Raw genomic sequence first — 19,431 nt, 5'->3', positions numbered from 1 at the left:
CTGAGCTTGTCTAAGCCTCTATTAAAATGAGAGGCTCGGTATCAAAGTGAACAACAGATGAAAAAACAATGCTACATAATAATGCTTCTGCTCGGAATAGTCTTCATTCCGCAGATGGCGCATGCCCAAGTCGATTTCAATAAAAGACCAGATGACGACTTAGGCAATGTAGAAGACGAATTTCAAGAACACTTTTTTGAAGCCTTAAAGCAAAAAGGCATTGAGAATTACGGTAGAGCTGTTGATGCACTTCATAAATGTTTGAATTTAGACAGTAGTAAGCCAGTAATTTATTTCGAGTTAGGAAAAAACTACAACAAACTCAAAAACTTTGGTGCTGCAGAAGAAAACTTAAAAAAAGCCATCGATATGCAACCCGATAATGTTTGGTTTCTAGATGAGCTCTACGATGTGTATTTTCAGCAAGATGATATTAGAAATGCGTTAAAAACCATAAAGCAGTTGGTAAAATACCATCCAGATTATAAAGAAGATTTAGCGGCACTTTATGTTAGAGAAGAGAAATATAAGCTAGCCTTAAATATATTAGACGAATTAGATGAAGAGTTCGGTTTAAGCGAGTCTAGAGATGCCATGCGTAACGATATTTATAGCATTACGGGAAATGCAGATGATCGTATTGAAAACCTTGAACAGCGTATTGCTAACAATCCTAATAACGAAGACAATCATTTAAAACTCATTTACAGATACAGTCAAACAGGCGATAAAAAGAATGCTTTTAAAGCCGCACAAAATTTATTAAAACTAAAGCCAGATTCTAAATTTGTGCACTTGGCTTTGTATAAATTTTATCTTCAAGATAACAAGGTAGAAGACGCTATTAGTTCTGTAAAAACGGTTTTAACAAGCCCAGAAATAAATGCAGATGCTAAAGCTAAAGTTCTTAAGGATTTTGTCGCTTTTGTGGCTACAAACCCTGAGTATGAAACCGATTTAATTGATATTACATCGCTTATTGATGGCAACAAAGACGCACAGACACATAGCGACTTAGGACAATACTATTTAAAAGCAGGAGATAAAGCAAAAGCACTTTCAAATTTTAAAGAAGCCTTAAAGCAAAGCCCTAACGACTTTAAATTAATTAAAGACGTCTTATTACTTCAGTTAGATTTAAAGGATTATAATGCGGTTATAACAGATAGTGAGCAGGCTTTAGAACTTTATCCAGCGCAACCTATTTTATATTTAGTAAATGCTGTGGCAAATAATAATTTGGGCGCACCTAAAAAGGCGATTGACAATTTAGAAATGGGATTAGATTTTTTAATTGATAACCCAAGTATGGAGGCTGACTTTTATTCCGAATTAAGCATCGCACACAAAGCCTTAAATAATATTAGTAAATCTGAAACGTTTGCTAAAAAGGCAAAAGCCCTAAAAGCTCAATAATTAATGAAGTTACCTCAAGTACATAGACATATAAAATGGACACTAAGTGTCTTTTTAATAACCGTTGCATTTAGTTGTAATTCGGCAAAACGTGTTATAGCCTCTGGAGAAGCTAGTGATAAACTTTCAGCAAAACAAGTGATTAAACAACACCAAAAGAATGAGGTTAACTTTAAAACTTTAAAAGCTAGAGTAAAAATCGATATTTCTCAGAATAACAATTCACAAGGAGCTGGCTTTACTTTGCGAATGGAAAAGGATAAAGTGATATGGTTAAGTGAATCTATATTAGGCATGGCACGCATGATGATTACACCAGACAAAGTGAAGTTTTATAATAAATTAGACAACGAATATTTTGATGGAGACTATAAACTGCTCAGTGATGTTGTAGGTATTGATCTCGATTTTATGAAAGTACAAAATATCCTTTTAGGTCAGGCTATCTACGACCTTGATGACGAACCTTATCAGGTTTCAGTAAATAATAATTCTTATGCAATTAACCCAAAAGATCAAAATGCATTAATAGAGTTATTTTATTTAATTAACCCTTCGCATTTTAAGATGGACAGCTTACAAATGCAACAAATGTTAAAAAAGCGAATGCTTCAAGTTGATTATTCGTCGTATCAAAAGGTTGATAAGCAAATTGTGCCAGAAAACATAAGAATTATAGCCGTAGAAGATACTGACGAAGTTGCTATTACCATGGAGTTTAAATCGGTATCTTTGGACGATGAAGTGCGTTTTCCGTTTAATATTCCTTCAGGTTATAAAGAAATTGAAATCAAATAATGACTAACAATCGGTTTTATATTACTCTAGTATTTGGACTTTTATTGTCCTGCTTTTCACTGTACGCTCAAAGCGACAGACAAAAAGAGTTAGAAGCACAACGTCAACAAAAGTTACGAGAGATTAAGCAAATCAATGCATTACTATTCACCAAAAAGAAAGAGGAAAAATCTGCAATTACGCTTATTGAAGACATTAATTATAAGGTAAACGTTAGAAAAAATTTAATTAGAATTACTAACGAACAAGCCAACTTATTAACGCGCGAAATTAATGCTAATCAAGAAGAAATCACTAGCTTAAGAACGCAACTACAAGAATTAAAGGACGACTACTCGGCAATGGTTGTAAAATCTTATAAAAGCAAATCTGAACAAAGTAAAGTGATGTTTTTACTGTCCTCGCGCAACTTTCAGCAAGCCTATAAACGATTGCAATATATAAGGCAATATAGAGATTATCAGAAAGAGCAAGGGGAAGCCATAAAGGTTAAAACAAAAGAATTACAAGAGTTAAATATTCAGTTGTCTAAACAAAAAGAAGATAAGCAAAAGCTTATTGAAGAAAACCGAGTTGCTAAACGCGAATTGGAAGGAGAATTAAAAGAACGTGAAGCTTTAATGGCTTCAATAAAGTCTGATATGAGCAAATTTGCTTTACAGATAAAAACAAAAAAGCAAGAAGCAGACCGATTAGATAAAGAAATAGACCGTTTAATTGCCGAAGCTATTGCTGCATCAAATAAAGAAGCAGGTAATAAATCGTCTACCGGAAAATTTGTGTTAACACCTGAAGCTAAAAAATTAGCCTCAAGTTTTGCTGCCAACAAAGGTAAATTAGGATGGCCAGTGTCTAGAGGTGTTATTAAAGGAAAATTTGGTAAAACACGTTCGTTAACGGATAGTTCGGTAGAAGTTAACCATTCTGGTGTAAAAATAGCGACTGAGACCAATGCAGAAGTTAAAGCCGTTTTTAATGGTGTGGTGTCTTCAATTCATGTGATGAAACGAGGAAATCCTACGATATTAATCAGGCATGGAGACTATTTAACCATTTACCATAATCTCTCAAAACTTTACGTAAAAAAAGGAGATAAAATTACCACAGGTCAAGTTATAGGTGAAGTGTTTACTAACAAAATAACGGGTGAAACTCTTCTTGATTTTAGAATTTACAAAAGTAATCTAAAGTTGAATCCTGAATCTTGGTTGGCAAGACAATAGAACAGTTAGAATACTACTCGAAAAGTGCTTTAAGTTCTGTTGCATCTTCAGGCTTCATCTTTCCTGCTAAGACTAAACTTAATTGTTTTCTACGCAAAGCAGCGTCAAAACGTTGTTTTTCTAATTCTGTTTCAGGCACCAATTCTGGTACTCTAACAGGTCGTCCTGTTTCGTCTACAGCAACAAAGGTGTAGATGGCTTCGTTGGCTTTAATACATTCGCCAGACTCTCTATCTTCAATCCAAACATCCATATATACTTCCATAGAAGATGAAAATGCTCTCGATACTTTAGCCTCAATCATTACAACGCTACCTAAAGGCACAGCTCTATTAAAGGCCACATGATTTACAGAGGCAGTTACAACTATACGTCTAGAGTGTCTTCTGGCAGAAATACTAGCTGCTCGGTCCATACGAGCTAATAGTTCACCACCAAATAAGTTATTGATAGGGTTAGTTTCGCTTGGTAATACCAAATCGGTAACAATGGTTTTAGACTGAAATGCGGTTCTAGATGGCATAGGAAATTTAAAATTTGTGCAAAGATAAAGCGATTTTAGGATGAAGGAGTATTATTGTGCGTAAAAAGTAAAAAGTAAAAAGTAAAAAGTAAAAAGTGAAAAGTGAAAAGTGAAAAGTGAAAAAAGTTCGGCGAATAAAAAGATTAGATCAATCTATTAAAGTTTCTAAGTAAGCTTGGTCAAATTTCTCGCAGTGAATCTCGGAGTAAACTCTATCGATCTCTGTGTAGAACTATTCCACGCAACGTCGCTAAGCCGCAAATTATTAACACTTTTATCTCTGTGAATCTCCGTGTAAACTCCGCGAACCTCTGTGTAACCTCTATGGATCTTTGTGTAATTCTATTCCACGCAAAGTCGTATAGCCGTAAAAATTTGTGTCAATTAATGTAATTCGTGTCAGAAAGGAACCTAGTCAAGTTTCTTAATCAACAACCAAGCATCACGGTTGTGCTCACTACGAATTTTAAAAAGTTCATTTTGTGCTTCAGCTCTGGTTTCAAAACTAGCATAAACCACTTCATGCAGTCCATAGCGGTTGGCACCAATTTGTCGTGCTTTAAATCCTTGTTCTCTTAGTTGGTTGACTTTCTTTTTAGAATTAGCTTCCACTCTAAAAGCACCAGCAACAATGTGGTAATTTCCAGTTTGTTTTTTAACAGATAATGTTGCCGCAGGTAATGGGTTACTAATCACAAAAGTGGCTTCTTGCACTTTAGCATCGAGTTGCTCATTGGCTTGCTCTTGTGCTAATTGATTGTGATCTTCAATGGTGTTGTTGTAATACGTTGTACCACCAAAAGTGCCTATACCTAATAAAACAACAGCTGCAGCTGCATATTTTAACCAGTTACGGTTAGAACGTTTTTCTGGTGTTAATACAATTGGTGCAGTTTCTTCAATGACTTCTACGGTTTCCTTGTAAACTTCGCGAGAAATGTCTGAAGAAGAAAAGTGCGATAGTCCAAAGGCATCCGTCAAATAATTAATATGACTAGATGGATCAAATTGAATCTTTCCATCGGTGTTTAAAACCATTTCACCAATATTTTTTAGTTGAATAGTTTCACCTTCAACTAAAAACGACTTAATAGATCTTACTTGCCTAGAGATTTTATTTAGCGCTGTTGCGTATGGTATTTTTTCAACCTCAGCAATATAGTTAGCCAATAAACCATCGTTTTGTTGTAATTGCTCGTTAAAAGACAAGGCTTTTTTTGGAGGGTAAAACGTATGTGTGGTTTCATGAATTTTCGCCGAAACACGTTGTGTCAAAAATGCTCCAAATTCTGGAACAGTAACACAATCGTATCGGTATAAAAGGTCGCTAATGTAAGTCTCTAACTGCATATAAAGACAAAGTTAAAAATTTTTATTTCTGAACGAAGTGAAGTTTCGTTTATTTATTAACATCAAAATAGATTTTTTTCTATGTGTTTGATTTACTATGAATTTGTGTCTAAAATATTTATGTAATTTGGTGTTTACAGCTCAAAAGTAAAGTGATTTGTATTTAAATCTCAGGCATAGGGATCAGTTCGTCAGTTCGAGTCTTTCGACATTTTGGTCGGGATGTATCGAGAACCTTTTTTAGTTTTAATATAATAACGAGTAATGGCTTTTCAAGACAATTATTTTTGCGATGCAGTAATCATATTATTTATGGACTTCTTTAATGAAACTATAATCTGTTCAGAATTAAATAATTATATTCGTGTATGTAGGAATATTATCTTTAACTACTTCGTTTTCAATGACAGATCAACAACTTATATATGCATTAGCGTTACAACATGTTCCAAAAATTGGAGCAACAACGGCTAAAAAGTTGATTAATCATTGCGGATCTGCAGAAGCGGTTTTAAATGAAAAAAAATCGAATATTTTAAAAATTGATGGTATCGGAAGCATTACCATTCAAGGTTTGTTTGATAAAATTCATCTCGAAGACGCCGAACAAGAATTAAAGTTCATAAAAGATAACAACATCATTACACATTATTTCACCGAAGACACCTATCCAGAACGCTTAAAACATTGTATTGATGGACCGATAGTCTTATTCCAGTCGGGAAATATTAATATAAAACAGCAACGTATCATCAGTATTGTAGGTGCTCGCAAAATCACAACTAGCGGTATTTCGTTTTGTGAAAAGCTAGTAGAAGCTTTGTCTCCATTTAACCCAATTATAGTGTCTGGTTTTGCCTACGGAACAGATATTACAGCGCAAAAAGCTGCCGTAAAGCACAATTTACAAACTATAGGTTGCTTGGCTCATGGTCTTAATCAGATATATCCTAAAGTACACAAGAAGTATGTGGCAGATATAGAAAACCATGGTGGATTTTACACCGATTTTTGGAGTACAGATGCCTTTGATAGAAATAATTTTTTAAAACGTAACCGTATTATCGCTGGATTAAGCGAAGCGACCATTGTTATAGAATCTGCGGAAAAAGGTGGAAGTTTAGTCACTGCAGATATTGCTAATTCATACAATAGGGAAGTGTTTGCTGTACCAGGACGAACAACGGATAGCCAAAGTGTGGGGTGTAATAATTTAATAAAATTTCAGAAAGCCCATTTACTATCAAATCCATTAGATGTACCATATATGTTAAATTGGGATTTGGAATCGGATAAAAAACCAGCCATTCAACAACAGCTATTTGTAGAATTAGATCCCGATGAAAAAATAATCTATAACTTCCTTAAAGACAATAACAAAGAGTTGTTAGATGTCATAGCCTTACGTTGTGAAATGCCAACGTATAAATTGGCAGGTATTTTACTAAACATGGAATTAAAAGGTGTCATTAGGCCTTTACCAGGAAAATTGTTTGAAATAATCTAGAAACAATTAGTAGATCTTGCCCAACACCTTCTTCTTGTAAGATTTAAAATACAGTTTTTGTGTGAGTTACACTGTGATGTAATGCATTTCAAAGAATTTAGCTTACACATTAACTAGTTTATTTTAGTTATCACATAAAGCAATATATGTTTGCGTGGCCTAACCCAAATTTACATAGAAGTGTTATTTCTGTAAAGACCCAGTCTTAAAAAGTAATAACAATTCATAACATTTAAGATGCATAACTAAAATACAAAACCTATGAAAACAATTATACACACTGTTTTTTCTTTTTTAATGTCTAAAAGACTATTAACTGCATTTATGCTTTTGTTTAGTGTCTTGTCTTTTTCACAAACTGTCACTGATGTGTTTCCAACACGGTTTACAACAGGAAGTACGATCACCATTATTGGTACAGGATTTTATCCTGGCCTTGAAGGTAATATTGATACAAATTACAGCAGTCAAACTGATTTAACTTATGTAAGTTCTACGGAGATGACGGTGAAAATGACAACTGCTGCAACTCATGATGTTGTAAGAACTTTTACACTCTCAGGTGCTACAATAGATTCTAGTGTTGATGATCAATTAAGATATATTGCTCCCATAAATAAAAAGTTGACGACTGGAAGTGATTTTAGGATTACAGAAGTATATACAACATGGAATGGATTTTGGAGTTCTGGAGACTTTAATTCATCTACCTCGGAAGCAGGGAAAGCAACATGGCCTAATGACAGACATGATTTACTTGGTTTTAAAATGAATAATGGAGTAATTTATTCCACTGGGGTAGATGACGATTTACTTGAAGATGAGTTAACAGATTTAGGGGTAAATATAGCAGATCCATCTCAATATGTAAGTCAAGAATTTAAAGCCTATTCCTCTAGGGGGATTACCGGAAAACCACATAACTCTAATTTTTTAGCTATGGCGGACAAAGTTGATGGTGTTATCAATGGTCGTGTTTTAAATAGTAGTGTTTTAGCTACGGTATATGATGTTATCATTGATGGTGTAAATGGATTAGATTTAGGCACGGGAATTACCAATTTTAATAAAGATGCCGAAATTAAATTTTATAGTGGTAACGGTAATGTAGGAGCTATAGATACGACTCCTGATTTGCTAATTACGCAAATGGCTCAACCTGGAGGTAGTAGGAACAAAGATGTTTATTATTATGCTGATGTCTACGGTAATGTGATAGGTAACCCAATAATACTTCAGATTGACCATAGTTCTGCAACACGATTATTTGAATGGAGATTGGATTTATATTTAATGGATCAGTCGTCTTCTGTAACCTATGAAAATGCATACCCTACGCAGTCATCCTTTGGTACGCAAGAACATAGACCTTTTACAATGTTAGCTTTGAAGCTTCAAGATTTTGGTATTGATGCGAGCAATATTGAGGACGTTAACAATATTAATATGGCTGCAGGTGGTTCTTCCGATATGGCATTTATGGCCTATAATAAAGCTGCCTTTGAGATTAAGTCACCGGTAATTACAGAAGCTCCTGTATCAAGATATTTTTGTAGATTCCCTACGACAGAAGACATTACTTTTGAAGCTTTAGGCGGTGTAGAAGACGGTTACTCTACTCCTGTAGATACACTTGAAACCATTACCTACCAATGGTTTGAGAATTTTTCTTCATTAACGGCAAAGAGCGAAACTTTAGACTCATACACTTTTGCAACTGGTTTAAATGAAACTGATGTAGAAAATAAAATTTATAAGGTAAGAGTTGAAAATGATTATGGGGCTATAGATATACCGTTTACAATTTCTAAAGGAGGCACGCCTACGTATTGGGATGGTTCGGATTGGGTTTTGGCTCCTGTCTATGATGGAATTAGCATAAATGATGAAGATAAAAGTTTAATTTTTTCAAATGACTACTACGAGTCTGGTGATTTATTAGGTTGTGATTGTACAGTATCTGCGGGTAAGGATGTTGTTATTCCTGGAGGATCTAAAATGACACTTGTTAATTCGTTAACCGTAGAGGGTGAGATACCTGCATTTACCGATGAAGAGGGTTATACTACACCCTATGTTGCAGCCGGTACCTTGACCTTAGAAGATGACGCGAGCTTAATACAAATTAATGATGTAGCCAATAGTGGTGACATTATTATGAAAAGAACCGTAGATGGTAGCACATTAAATGGTAATGACTATATCTATTGGTCGTCTCCTATTGAAAATGCTCCATTTTCTTCAATACCAGGAAATGTTACTTACGAGTGGCATACAAATGAGACAAATGCTCGAGGAACAATAGGTGATTGGGCTTCAGCAAGTGGTGCTATGTCTGTGGGCAGAGGTTATATTGCGAGAGTACCTTCGGCAATTGACTATACGGCTTCTTTTAATGGAGTACCGAACAATGGAGATATCACTATGAATGTTTATAAGACTAGTAGTACAAGTGGTATGAATTCTGAAGATGCTCATTGGAATTTAGTAGGTAATCCATACCCATCTGCACTTGATGCTGATCAATTTTTACAAGCCAATACAAATATAGAGGGTAGCGTATACCTGTGGCAACACCATACACCAGCATCTACAGGTAATGCTAATCCATTTTATGAAAATTTTCCAGTTAATTATGGGGATCAGTATTTAACTTATAATAAAATGGGACCTTCTAGTCCTACCTCCGATTTTGATGGCTATATTGCTTCTGGTCAAGGGTTTTTTATTCAGGTTTTGAATTCTGAAAGTCAGACCTCTACACTTAACTTTGCAAATGCTATGCGTCACGATGTTGATGAATCAGGTTTTGACAATTCACAATTTTACAGAAGTAGTACGGAAGAAACTATAGCTCTAGAAAAGCAATTAGTGTGGTTAAGCTTATCTAATGAAAACGATAAGGCTATTAGTACATTAATTGGCTATGCGGACGGTGCTACTGAAGGAAAAGATAGACTTTACGATGCCTATACTAATAATGAAGGTTTCAACTTATACTCTCTAATTTCAGAAGACGAGAAATTAGTCATTCAAGGCCTTCCATTGCCATTTGTGGATACCAATACAGTACCTTTAGGTTTTGAAATACAAAAAAGTGGAATTTACAAAATTGCTATTGGTAAAGTAGAAGGGAATCTATTTGAAGCGCAAGAACAAGACATTTATCTAGAAGATACTTATACTGGTGAGGTTCACGATTTAAGAGTTGCTCCTTATACATTTACAGGTGAGGCAGGTATCTTTAATGACCGTTTTGTTTTAAGATATACACCTTCGATTTCACTTTCTATAGATGAGGTATCTAATACAAACACATATGCATACATTAATGATGCCATGTTGTTTGTTAGGTCTTCAAACACCATAAAATCTGTAGAGGTATATGATATAAATGGTAAGCAAATTGTTAGCCACATGTCAAATGATAATAGAGATACTTTTAGCACAGATTTTAATTTTGCTAAAGGCGTATATATAGTAGCTATCAAATTAGATAATGTCAGTATAGTAACTAAGAAATTAATAAACTAAATACTCTAATTTAGACTTCCCTAGGTTTAAATATAATCTATCTCATTTTTAATTAAACTAAATTTTAACCTTTAAAAATTTTAAAGGGTATAGGCGACTATGCCCTTTATTTAAACCTTCTATTATGAATAAAAAAATTACTTTAAATTTAAAACCGCTTGAAATAGTCAAATGGACAGTTTTAGCATTATTGTTAACAGTTTCAAATAGCGTGTTGGCACAATCAGAGACAGTTTCTCAAGTTACTCCTTCAAGAATTACAACCAATTCTCAAGTTACAGTATTAGGAACGGGCTTTACAGAAAGTACCTCAATTAGTATTAATGGCATTAGTGTAGCTAATAGTAGTATAACGTTACTAAGTGCTACGGAAATGCGTTTTAAAATATCTCATACAGGATCATCAGATACTTCTGGGGAACTTGTGTTAGGCGGAATTGCTACAGGGCATACTGTCGAATATGTGAGTCCTACAGCAAAGGAATTAAGAAATGGAGAGACGAGTAACGTCACTAAAATAACGGAAATATTCACTACTTATAATGGCTTTTGGAGATCTTCACAGTGGAAAGCAGACCCAGATAATAATAGTCTAAAACCAAATACTAGTCATGATTTACTCGCGTTTACTTACAATGGTGTTACCTATTCTACAGGTGTTAACGATCAGTTACTTACAGATAATGGAGTAACTTTTAGTTCTCAGTTATTCTATGCTTACACAACTAATGGTGTTGATGGTATAACACACCCAGGCAATTATTTAGCTATGGCAGATATGATAGATGGTGAAGTTGGAGAGGGAGTCGCTATAACATCTTCAGAAATAGAAGGTACTACGGTGTATGACGCTATTACTGATGGTGTAAACGGTTTAGATATCGGTACAGGTGTTACCAATTTTAACGCTACTGCCGATGTGGAATTTTACAGTAGTGGAGGGCAACTAGGAGCCTTAGAAGATGATATACCAGATTTTTTAATTACGCAAATAGCGCAGGCAGGTAGTACAGATGTTTATTATTATGCAGATGCTGAAAAGAACGTTGTTGGTAGACCTATAAAACTAACCATTAGAGATCAAAATGATAATGACGGTGATGCGCTATTAACTAAGTGGAGATTAGATTTATATAAATTTAATCCTGGGGTTAATTACGGTAATGCAACACCTAAAAGTAGAGCATTTTCTAATAATGAAGAAAGACCATTACGAATGGCAGCATTTAAATTTGAAGATTTTGAAATCAATGACGCTAATATCACAGATATTAATAACCTAAATATGGTTGCTGGTGGTACAGCAGATCTTGGGTTTTTAGCGTATAACAGAGGATCTTTTGATATAAAAACACCTGTAGTTACAGAATATCCATTAGCGAGATTTGTATGTGATTTTCCAAGTGATTCTAGTATTACATTTTCAGCTACAGCTGAGGTTTCTGGTGGTGCTACTGGTGCGCCAGAGGAAACCTTATCTTATCAATGGTCTAAGTATAATGAGCCAATTCCTGGTGCTACTTCTAATACATATACAATTCCTGGTAATATTAATGAGGAAAGTTTAGGTAGCTATAAATTGAGAGTAACCAATGATTTTGGATCTGTTGTGGTACCTGTAAGTTTATCGATTGGTGGAACACCAATATATTGGAATGGTTCTGAATGGCAATTACCTTTGGTTTATGAAAATGCAGGAATTACAGTAGAGCCACAAGATAGAGGATTAGTATTTTCTTCAAATTATAACGAAGCTGGAGATATTGAAGGTTGTGATTGTTTAATACCTTCTGGTAGTAATGTCATCATTCCTTCTGAATCAACACTTAAACTTTACGGCGCTGTTACTGTAGAATCTGGAGGCTCATTAACTTTAGAGGATAGTGCGAGTTTAATTCAAACAAAAATTGTAAGTACCAATGAAAATTCTGGTAATATCAGAGTAAAACGTGAAGCTAATGATTTAGATGCTAGTGATTTTATATTATGGTCATCACCTGTGGCTAATTTCGATATGGAAGATCTTGCAAGCCCTATGGTTTCAGATGGGTTTAAATGGGATGTTAATACTGTTAATACAAACGGTGTTGCTGGAGATTGGATTGCAACAACTATTAATATGACAGAAGGTATCGGATATGCTGTAGAAGCTCCATCTGATTATACAGTAAATTTTGTAGGAACACCAAATAATGGTGATATTTCAGTAAATGTTTTTAAATCTACAGGAAATCAGCCTAACCTTGAAGTTAGACACAGAAACCTTTTAGGAAACCCATACCCTTCAGCTATTGATGCTAATCAATTATTAGCAGATAACACCAGATTAGAAGGTCATATAAAATTCTGGGCGAATAACATGGCTATTGCAAACCAAAACCCTTTAAGTAGCTCAGCTTATCAAAGTTTAAATTATAATTACGGACAACAGTTTGTGAGCTACAACCTTACAGGAGCTAATCCTCCGGCTACTACAGATGGCTTTATTGGTTCTGGTCAAGGCTTTTTTGTACAAGTAGACGATAATGCATCAGAAGGTGAAGTTACCTTTACAAATTCAATGCGATATGACGACAATGAAGTAGCTCATGATAATTCACAATTTATTGGCTCCAGTCATACCTCAGTTCCAAGTACACAAGATGCAGGAAAACAATTAATGTGGTTAAGCCTAATTAATGATGCCAACGTTTCTGCAAGTACCTTAGTAGGTTATGTTGCTGGAGCAACTTTAGGAAAAGATAGACTTTATGATGCGTATTCTGATGAAGAAAGTATGCGAGTATATTCTATTGTAGATAACGCAAAAATGGTAATTCAAGGACGTCCAATTCCTTTCGTGGATACCGATGTGGTGCCTTTAGGAGTTGAGCTACCAACAGAAGGGGCTTACAAAATTGCTATTGGAGACTTGCAGGGAAGTGTGTTTGTTAATGATGCGCAAGGTATATATCTCGAAGATACATTACTTAATTTAGAGCACGATCTTAGACAATCTCCATATGCTTTTACAGGAGTTCAAGGTGAAACTAACGATAGATTTAACTTACGTTATGTTACTACGTTATCTATAGACGACAATGTGATGCTTGGTACTTTTGCTTTTGTAAAAGACGGCATGTTAAATGTTCAGTCTAACGCAAAAATAGAAGCGGTTAACGTTTATGATATTAATGGAAGACAGGTTGTATCCTATAGTTCTAACGGTTATAGCAATACACTTAGTGAAAACTTCCAGTTTTCTAGAGGTGTGTATTTAGCGTCTATAACTTTAGAAGGTGATATAACCGTAACGAAAAAGATTGTTAACTAACATATCGAAGTCGTTAAACATAAAAAAGCCCTCAATTATTTTTTAACTGAGGGCTTTTTATTTTATTACGCGAAGCGACTAGTAACCAACCTTTGCTCTAACACGCCCTAAGACATCATCAGCAACTAATTTAGCCTTTGCAGCTCCTTTTGCCAATGCAGCATCGACTTCGTCTAGGTTATCCATATAATAATGGTAACGTTCGCGTTGTTCTGCAAAACGCTCAACAACTAATTCATATAAAGCTTGTTTGGCATGACCATAACCGTAATTTCCACCTTCATAATTGGCTTTCATTTCTGCAATTTGAGCATCTGAAGCCAATAAACTATAAATAGCAAAACAATTACAAGTTGACCAATCTTTTGGCTCTTCAAGAGGTGTGCTATCCGTTTCAATAGACATTATTTTTTTACGTAATTTTTTATCTGGTAAAAAGATATTGATAAAATTACCTCTACTCTTACTCATTTTTTCACCATCTGTTCCAGGAATAAGCATGCCATCTTCTTGTATCTTTCCTTTAGGAAGTACAAAAGTGTCTCCCATTTTGGCGTGAAAACGAGACGCGACATCACGAGTCATTTCAATATGTTGTAATTGGTCTTTACCAACCGGAATTATTTCAGCATCATACAATAAAATATCGGCAGCCATAAGCATTGGATAAGTAAACAAACCAGAATTTACATCTTCTAAACGATCTGCTTTATCCTTAAATCCATGTGCTAAGGTTAAACGTTGGTACGGAAAAAAACAACTTAAATACCAAGATAATTCTGTGACTTGCGGAATATCACTTTGTCTATAAAACACCGTTTTTTCAATATCTAAGCCACAGGCCAACCAAGTAGCAGCAACAGAATAGGTATGATTTCTTAACTCCTCAGCATTTTTTATTTGCGTTAATGTGTGCAAATTTGCGATAAATAAAAACGAATCGTTTTTGGCGTCATTTGCCATTTCTATTGCTGGTAAAATTGCACCTAAGATGTTTCCTAAATGTGGTGTTCCTGTACTTTGTACTCCTGTTAGTATTCTTGCCATAACATTACCTGCGGAAGCAGGTATCTCTTTAAATTCAACTTCAATTAAAAAACAAAGGTAAATTTTTTAGCAGAACTATTAGAAGTCATTTAATTTAATTAACTAGTTTTGGTGCTATGGCATTTTTTAAATATCCATTTTGGCTTTTATATCGCATTTGGTTCTACATTTTGGTTGCTATTCCAATTATTGTACTGTTTCCGTTGTTGATTATTTCTATCTCAAGAGAGCAATGGTATTCTTACTTTTTTAAACTCGCTCGCATTTGGTCTAAGTTTATTTTAATAGGTATGGGGTTTGGATATAAAATTAAGAGAGAAGAAATACCAGATCCTGATAAAAGTTACATGTTTGTTGCTAATCACACGTCTATGGCAGATATTATGCTAATGCTAGTGGCTGTAAAAAACCCTTTTGTTTTTGTAGGAAAACAAGAGTTAGCCAAAATCCCCTTATTCGGATTCTTTTATAAACGGACTTGTATATTAGTTGACAGATCGAGCGCTAAAAGTAGGCAGGCTGTATTTTTAAGAGCACAACGACGACTAAAACAAGGTGTAAGCATTTGTATTTTTCCAGAAGGCGGAGTACCAGAAGAACATATTCTGTTAGACGAGTTTAAAGATGGTGCATTTCGATTAGCCATTAATCATCAAATACCTGTAGTACCAATTACGTTCTACGATAATAAAAAGCGATTTTCCTATACTTTTTTTAGTGGAAGTCCTGGTAGAATGCGTGCTAAAATCCTAACGTTTATTCCAACAAATGGATTGGAAATTGCAGATACAAAAGCTTTAAATAAAACAACAAGGACTATAATTTGGGATGAATTAAGCACAAGTCTTATAACCAAAAAAAACCACTCTAAATAAGAGTGGCTTTAATCATCATTGCATTTTCATAGCGTATAACTTGCAATAACCTAACCTAAAACTTATAACGTAATCCTGTATAGACTCCAATAAAGAAAGGCTTAAAATCACCTGTTGTATTATTGAAGGTATTTATTTGATATTTAAATGTGGGTTCAAGGTTTATATTCCATTGTTTTGAAAGGCTATAATCCATGCCTAAACCAAAATTGGCACTAAAACTTGTATCATTAATATTATTAGCTTCTCCTATTAATGATGAGCTTCCATCAATATCAGCATAAATTTCATTTTCACTTAAAAAGAAAGTACTGAATCCGCCAATAACATTAACTCCAAATTTGTTATCTAATACTCTATATTCTAATTCTAAGGGTATTTCTATAAATCCAAAACGCTGATCTATATTACCAGCAAGTTTTGTGTTAAATAGCTCTGGTGTAGAGGATCTATTCATCATTTTAGCACTCATAAGCGATACGTGCTCTCCTTCACTAAATGCAATATTATTAAATGAAGCATCGACACCTCTAGAAGCCATTTCTGGTCCTGTAAATGCATACACATCAGAAGTAGTTTGATTAAGATTAACACGGTTAATACCTGCTCTAACTTTTAGTTTTTTGGAAATAGCATAACTACCTGCAATACCATAACTCATATTAACATCAGAGCTTTTAGAATTTTCGTTAAATTGCTTATCTAAAGAAGAACCTTGACCAAAGGAATTAAAATAAACAGGCGCAACATTTGGCGCAATGCTCCACCTGCTTTGATCATCTTCTTTTTCTTCTTCACTTATAGTTTCGTTATGCTCTGCAATAGCATTTTCTATGGTTTCTTTCTCTGGAATTTCAATAATTGAATTCTCAGGTTCAGTATCGGTTGCTTTATTAGTTTCTGAATTAAAAGTCTCAGAGTCTTGTTTTTTGGGTGTTGCGTTTTCTACGACAGTAGTTTTAGTATCCTCAATACGCTTTTTAATTGCAGATTTCTGTTCTACCTCAGATGCCAACTGTATTTTAGTGTCTGTTTTTAAATTAGTATTAGACGTTTTGGTTTGCTGCACAACTTTTGTACGCGAAGCCTTATTAGTACCTGTAGATGTATTGTTTTGTTGCTGAGTAGTGTTTAATTTCTCTTCATTAGTGGTGTTGGCAACGGTGTTCGATGTTTGATTCGAATTTTTAGGTGTTATTAATGGCTTTGAACTATTCGATTTACGAGATGTTTTAGTTTCAGAATCGTTTACTTTTGATTCTTGTTCAGCACCTAATTTAGAATCGACCATCTTAGTGGTTTCACCTGTAACTGATTTAAGTTCGTTTTGATTTTTACGAGATGACGTATTTGAATTGTCCTTTTCTAACGGGCTTTCTACCTCTTCAGTATTTACTATAGGAAGTTCTTGATTATTATTGTCGTCTGAATTATAAACAGCATAACCAATGGTAAACAGTAGTGCAATTGCAGCTGCAACTCCACCAACTTGCCACCAAAGCGCAATGACTCTGCGTTTTTTCTTTTTATTAGGAAGACTTTCGTTTATGCGATCCCAAAGTGCATCATTTGGTGCAACTTCAAAATCTTTAAACTTTTCTTGAAAAAGCCTATCTATGTTTTTCTTGTGACTCATTTTTATATACTCTGCGAATTTGAACTCGCGTTGTAGGTTTCTATCTTTTCTTTTAAAATCTTTCTTGCGCGCGCTAGATTTGATTTTGAAGTGCCTGTTGAAATCTGAATTAACTCACTAATTTCAACATGAGAATAACCATCTAAAACATACAAATTGAATATCAATCTATATCTGTCTGGTAATTCTTGTATGATTTTTAACAAAAAATCAATACTAATATTATCATCATTAATAATTACAGAAACATCTTCAATATGGTCTTCGTTTACTATATCATAAACACCGACATCTTGTCTGTAGCGTTGTAATGAGGTGTTAATCGCGATGCGTTTTAGCCAACCTTCAAAAGCCCCTTTATTATTATACTGCTCTATTTTATTAAAAATAGTTATGAATGCGTCATGCAGGTTATCTTCTGCTTGTGCATAATTTTTTGAGTACTTAAGACAAAGCGAAAATAACTTACTTGCATACTGCTTGTATAATTGGCTTTGAGCTTGTACATCTTTATTAATACAATTTTTTATGAGCTTGTCTAAACTCACATTAGTTAAGGAATTAATTAATAATTAGTCTAATAATATAGCGTCGGAAGTAGGTCTTTCATTAAGAACGGGTACTTCTACTAAATAATACTGATCTTCACCTTCTTCATCAAGGCCTTGGTAAAATTTAAACAGATAAGTCTCTGTTTCTGTAACCAGAAAATTTAAAGTTACTGTAACCGATTCTTCTTCTTGCACACAATTTGAATTATTATACACCGAATTAATTATTGCAACGGTACGTTCGTTCTCATTAATTTCGTATAAAAAATTATAGAACTGATAACAGGTTGAAGGACGATTATATGTTATTTCAATTTCGTAGCTTTCTCCAAAAATAAAGTGATCTGGTATTTCTACACTTTCTATTGGTATAATTTCGTTACCAATATAATTACTATCATCATCGAGACTACAAGATGTAAATGCAGTGACAAAGCCAAAGACTAAGGCTAAAATGGTATATCTTTTCATAATTAAAAATAATCAATTTCACCTAATAGATGTAGAAAAGCCAAAAGGGTTGCGTCTGAAATCAAAAAAATCCTGAATTAATCAGGATTTTTTTTCAATGTTCTATTTAGGGTCGTTAATCAGTGCTCTAACTTTTTCCTCTAACTCATCCATCAGATCTGGATTGTCTTTAATAATAAGTTTAACGGCATCACGACCTTGTCCTAGTTTGGTATCTCCATAGCTAAACCATGAGCCACTCTTTTTAACGACTTCATGCTGTACAGCTTGATCTAAAATTTCTCCAACTTTAGAAATACCAGCTCCATACATAATATCAAACTCCGCCAATCTAAACGGTGGAGCTACTTTATTTTTCACGACTTTAACTCGGGTTTTATTACCCATTACGTTACTATCGCTATCTTTAATTTGTGTAGATCGTCTGATGTCTAAACGTACTGAAGCGTAAAACTTTAAGGCATTACCACCTGTTGTAGTTTCCGGGTTTCCGAACATAACACCAATTTTTTCACGTAATTGGTTAATAAAAATCACCGTACAATTTGTTTTGCTAATTGAAGCCGTTAATTTTCTTAAAGCCTGAGACATTAAACGCGCATGTAAGCCCATTTTAGAATCTCCCATTTCACCTTCAATCTCACTTTTTGGTGTTAAAGCCGCAACAGAATCGACCACTACAATATCAATAGCACCAGATCTAATTAGGTTATCTGCAATTTCTAATGCTTGTTCACCATTATCGGGTTGAGAAATTATTAAATTATCGATATCTACACCTAATTTTTCAGCATAAAAACGGTCAAAAGCGTGCTCTGCATCAATAAATGCTGCAATACCACCGGCTTTTTGAGCTTCGGCAATAGCATGAAGTGTTAGGGTTGTTTTACCTGATGATTCCGGACCATATATTTCAATAACACGTCCTCTAGGATAACCACCAACGCCTAAAGCTATATCTAATCCTAATGAGCCTGAAGGTATCGCATCAACATCTACCACAGCTTGGTCGCTCATTTTCATTACTGTTCCTTTTCCGTAAGCTTTATCTAACTTGTCTAAAGTTAATTTTAAGGCTTTTAATTTTGCGTCTTTTTCATTACTCATATGTTCTGTTTTCTAAGAATTCTTAATTAATTAATATTCAAAAATACCACTTATTTTAATTAATAACATTTCTTGTTTCA

General features: G+C 34.3%; 14 protein-coding genes. 7 read left to right on the top strand and 7 right to left on the bottom strand.

From position 1 onward, the window contains the following. The first annotated feature begins 57 nt into the window (after nucleotides 1–57). The 3 genes from K1X16_RS09305 to K1X16_RS09295 are packed head-to-tail and all read left to right on the top strand — an operon-like array spanning nucleotide 58 to nucleotide 3,437. Nucleotides 58–1,416 carry a tetratricopeptide repeat protein gene (locus K1X16_RS09305; protein ID WP_225035885.1) on the top strand — a complete coding sequence of 453 codons (1,359 nt, stop codon included), beginning with the start codon at nucleotides 58–60 and terminating at the stop codon, nucleotides 1,414–1,416. Nucleotides 1,417–1,419: 3 nt separating this feature from the next. After that, nucleotides 1,420–2,214 carry a DUF4292 domain-containing protein gene (locus K1X16_RS09300; protein WP_225035884.1) on the top strand — a complete coding sequence of 265 codons (795 nt, stop codon included), beginning with the start codon at nucleotides 1,420–1,422 and terminating at the stop codon, nucleotides 2,212–2,214. Continuing rightward, a complete protein-coding gene (locus K1X16_RS09295) occupies nucleotides 2,214–3,437 on the top strand; it encodes a murein hydrolase activator EnvC family protein (RefSeq protein WP_195870251.1) in 1,224 nt (407 codons plus the stop codon). The genes K1X16_RS09300 and K1X16_RS09295 overlap by 1 nt, the downstream gene beginning before the upstream one ends. Before the next feature lie 13 nt (nucleotides 3,438–3,450). On the opposite strand, the gene K1X16_RS09290 is transcribed toward K1X16_RS09295, so the two are convergent. After that, nucleotides 3,451–3,960: an acyl-CoA thioesterase gene (locus K1X16_RS09290; RefSeq protein WP_195870250.1), complete on the bottom strand. Its 510-nt coding sequence runs from the start codon at nucleotides 3,958–3,960 to the stop codon at nucleotides 3,451–3,453. 411 nt (nucleotides 3,961–4,371) lie between these two features. After that, nucleotides 4,372–5,310: an SPOR domain-containing protein gene (locus K1X16_RS09285; protein ID WP_195870249.1), complete on the bottom strand. Its 939-nt coding sequence runs from the start codon at nucleotides 5,308–5,310 to the stop codon at nucleotides 4,372–4,374. A 403-nt stretch (nucleotides 5,311–5,713) separates the two neighbouring features. On the opposite strand from K1X16_RS09285, the gene dprA reads away from it, so the two are divergent. The 3 genes from dprA to K1X16_RS09270 all read left to right on the top strand — a co-directional run bounded on the left by dprA (nucleotide 5,714) and on the right by K1X16_RS09270 (nucleotide 13,664). Continuing rightward, on the top strand, nucleotides 5,714–6,817 hold the full coding sequence (dprA, locus tag K1X16_RS09280; protein ID WP_195870248.1) for a DNA-processing protein DprA: 1,104 nt from the start codon (nucleotides 5,714–5,716) through the stop codon (nucleotides 6,815–6,817). A 261-nt stretch (nucleotides 6,818–7,078) separates the two neighbouring features. Continuing rightward, nucleotides 7,079–10,351, top strand: a complete 3,273-nt coding sequence (locus tag K1X16_RS09275) for a T9SS sorting signal type C domain-containing protein (protein WP_225035883.1) — start codon at nucleotides 7,079–7,081, stop codon at nucleotides 10,349–10,351. A 124-nt stretch (nucleotides 10,352–10,475) separates the two neighbouring features. After that, the gene (locus tag K1X16_RS09270) at nucleotides 10,476–13,664 is read left to right on the top strand and encodes a T9SS type A sorting domain-containing protein (protein WP_225035882.1); all 3,189 of its coding nucleotides are present in this window, start codon (nucleotides 10,476–10,478) and stop codon (nucleotides 13,662–13,664) included. Between the two features lie 78 nt (nucleotides 13,665–13,742). On the opposite strand, the gene trpS is transcribed toward K1X16_RS09270, so the two are convergent. Then, nucleotides 13,743–14,711, bottom strand: a complete 969-nt coding sequence (trpS, locus tag K1X16_RS09265) for a tryptophan--tRNA ligase (protein ID WP_225035881.1) — start codon at nucleotides 14,709–14,711, stop codon at nucleotides 13,743–13,745. Nucleotides 14,712–14,827: 116 nt separating this feature from the next. Here trpS and K1X16_RS09260 point away from each other — a divergent pair, with 116 nt between their 5' ends. Beyond that, a complete protein-coding gene (locus tag K1X16_RS09260; protein ID WP_225035880.1) occupies nucleotides 14,828–15,586 on the top strand; it encodes a lysophospholipid acyltransferase family protein in 759 nt (252 codons plus the stop codon). 55 nt (nucleotides 15,587–15,641) lie between these two features. Here the strand turns inward: K1X16_RS09260 and K1X16_RS09255 are convergent, their stop codons facing one another. The 4 genes from K1X16_RS09255 to recA all read right to left on the bottom strand — a co-directional run bounded on the left by K1X16_RS09255 (nucleotide 15,642) and on the right by recA (nucleotide 19,351). Next, nucleotides 15,642–17,222: a hypothetical protein gene (locus K1X16_RS09255; RefSeq protein ID WP_225035879.1), complete on the bottom strand. Its 1,581-nt coding sequence runs from the start codon at nucleotides 17,220–17,222 to the stop codon at nucleotides 15,642–15,644. A gap of 2 nt (nucleotides 17,223–17,224) precedes the next feature. Continuing rightward, entirely contained in the window at nucleotides 17,225–17,770 is a 546-nt protein-coding gene (locus tag K1X16_RS09250) for an RNA polymerase sigma factor (protein WP_225035878.1), read from the bottom strand. Between the two features lie 24 nt (nucleotides 17,771–17,794). Continuing rightward, nucleotides 17,795–18,244 (bottom strand): hypothetical protein, encoded by a 450-nt coding sequence (locus K1X16_RS09245; protein WP_225035877.1) that lies wholly within the window; start codon nucleotides 18,242–18,244, stop codon nucleotides 17,795–17,797. A gap of 102 nt (nucleotides 18,245–18,346) precedes the next feature. Next, nucleotides 18,347–19,351, bottom strand: coding sequence for a recombinase RecA (gene recA, locus K1X16_RS09240; protein WP_195870240.1), 1,005 nt, complete (start codon nucleotides 19,349–19,351; stop codon nucleotides 18,347–18,349). Nucleotides 19,352–19,431 lie beyond the last annotated feature (80 nt).

This window comes from Winogradskyella sp. SM1960 (assembly GCF_020179375.1).
GTDB lineage: Bacteria > Bacteroidota > Bacteroidia > Flavobacteriales > Flavobacteriaceae > Winogradskyella > Winogradskyella marina.
Note: the sequence above shows the minus strand (reverse complement) of the source record. Positions and strands in the feature narration are given on the sequence as shown.